Genomic DNA, 1,772 nt, shown 5'->3' on the forward strand with positions numbered 1-1,772 from the left:
GGCGGCGCCGGCCGCGGGGCTGGCGAGGCCCGTGCGGGCGTCGGGATTGATCAGCGAATTGGCCTGCGAATCCATGCGTCGAGGTTCTCCGGAGCGGGGCGACTGACCCGCTCGGGCGAGCGGGCGGACAATGACACGATGCGATTATCGGGACGCCACCCGCGATCCGATCGCCCGAAAAGAGCGGGGTTTCCCCCGTAGTTTCGCGGCTTTGCCGCACCGCGCGCTGCTAAGCTTTGTCGCAATCCGGCATGGCGGCCGCGCGGCGTGGCGCGCGCGGGCAGCCGGCCCCGGCCCGTTCGGGCCCTTTATCTGGAGACGGCATGACTGCGAACGTCAGCGGAATCGGTTCGGTGTTGCAACAGATGCAGGCGATGGCCGCACAGGCGTCGGGCGGCGCCGCGAGCCCGACGGCGGCGCTCGCGGGCTCGGGTGCGGCGACGGCCAGCACGTTCGCGAGCGCGATGAAGGCGTCGCTCGACAAGATCAGCGGCGACCAGCAGAAGGCGGTTGGCGAGGCGCAGGCGTTCGAGGTCGGCGCGTCGAACATCTCGCTGAACGACGTGATGGTCGACATGCAGAAGGCCAACGTCGGCTTCCAGTTCGGGCTGCAGGTCCGCAACAAGCTCGTGACCGCGTACAACGAGGTCATGCAGATGTCGGTGTAAAGCTTTCCGTTTCCGTTCCGATAACTCCGGGAGAAGGCCGCGCCGTGCGCTACACGGATGTGGGCCCCCCGTATACAAAGCAAAGCATCAACAAGGAGAAGCGCATGTTTTCCCCAGGACACGCTGGAGCCAGTGCTTACGCGCGTGTCGGCGTCGAGACCGGGGTGATGGGCGCATCCCCGCATCGCCTGGTCGCGATGCTGTACCAGGGCGCACGACAGGCGGTCGCGCTGGCGCGCATGCATCTGCAGCAGGGCAACGTCCCCGCGCGTGGCGAAGCGATCGGCAAGGCGATCCGCATCGTCGAGAGCGGCCTGCAGGCGGCGCTGAACCGGGACGTGGGCGGCGAGATCGCCGAGCGCCTCGATGCGCTCTACAGCTACATCAACCGGCGTCTGCTGGAAGCGAACGCGCAGGCAAGCGACGCGATGCTGGTCGAAGTCGACGGGCTGCTCGCGACGCTCGAGGAAGCCTGGACTGGCATCGGCCCGGAAGTCGCGCGGATGGCCGCTCAACAGGCCGCCAATCAGGCAGCGGAAGCATCACGATGAACTGCAAGGCGGAGTACCTCGCGCGCTACGAGGCGATCGCGGCCGTGTCCGGGCGCATGCTGCGCGCGGCGCGCAGCGCGGACTGGGTCGAACTGTCGGCGCTGCAGCAGGAATACCAGCAGCTCGTCGACGGACTGAAGGACGCCGGGCCCGGCCTCGCGCTCGACGAGTCCGAGCTCCGCCACAAGCTCGACCTGATCCGCGGCATCCTCGCCGACGACGCGGCGATCCGCGACCTCGCGTGCCCGGAAGTCGCGCGGCTGTCCGCGCTGTTCGAGACGCGGCGCTCGACCAAGGTGCTGACGGATCTGTATCGCGCGCGCGGCTGACCGCGCAGCGCGCAGGCTTAGGACGTCCGGCGTCGCGCGGCGCGCTGTGCCGGACGCCGTTTCAGCGATTTGCATCGATGTCGCAGAGGTGAGCAGGCCCCGATCATGACCGGTATCGACACCGTAGCCGCCGCGCTGCTGGCGAGCCGCATCGACAGCCTGCTGTCCGACGTCGTGGCGCCGCCCGCCGGCGGCGGCGCGGCGCCGCAGGTCGGCACGCCGGC

General features: G+C 69.3%; 3 protein-coding genes. All 3 read left to right on the plus strand.

The annotated features are described in order from the left end of the window. The first annotated feature begins 323 nt into the window (after positions 1-323). Entirely contained in the window at positions 324-668 is a 345-nt protein-coding gene (gene fliE / locus G3N94_RS41230; RefSeq protein WP_205799896.1) for a flagellar hook-basal body complex protein FliE, read from the plus strand. A gap of 104 nt (positions 669-772) precedes the next feature. After that, a complete protein-coding gene (gene fliS / locus G3N94_RS41235) occupies positions 773-1,219 on the plus strand; it encodes a flagellar export chaperone FliS (RefSeq protein ID WP_205799897.1) in 447 nt (148 codons plus the stop codon). Further along, the gene (locus G3N94_RS41240) at positions 1,216-1,548 is read left to right on the plus strand and encodes a flagellar protein FliT (RefSeq protein ID WP_205799898.1); all 333 of its coding nucleotides are present in this window, start codon (positions 1,216-1,218) and stop codon (positions 1,546-1,548) included. Before fliS ends, G3N94_RS41240 begins: the two co-directional genes overlap by 4 nt. The last annotated feature ends 224 nt before the right edge of the window (positions 1,549-1,772 follow it).

The organism is Burkholderia sp. Ac-20353 (genome assembly GCF_017104785.1).
Taxonomy (GTDB): Bacteria; Pseudomonadota; Gammaproteobacteria; order Burkholderiales; family Burkholderiaceae; genus Burkholderia.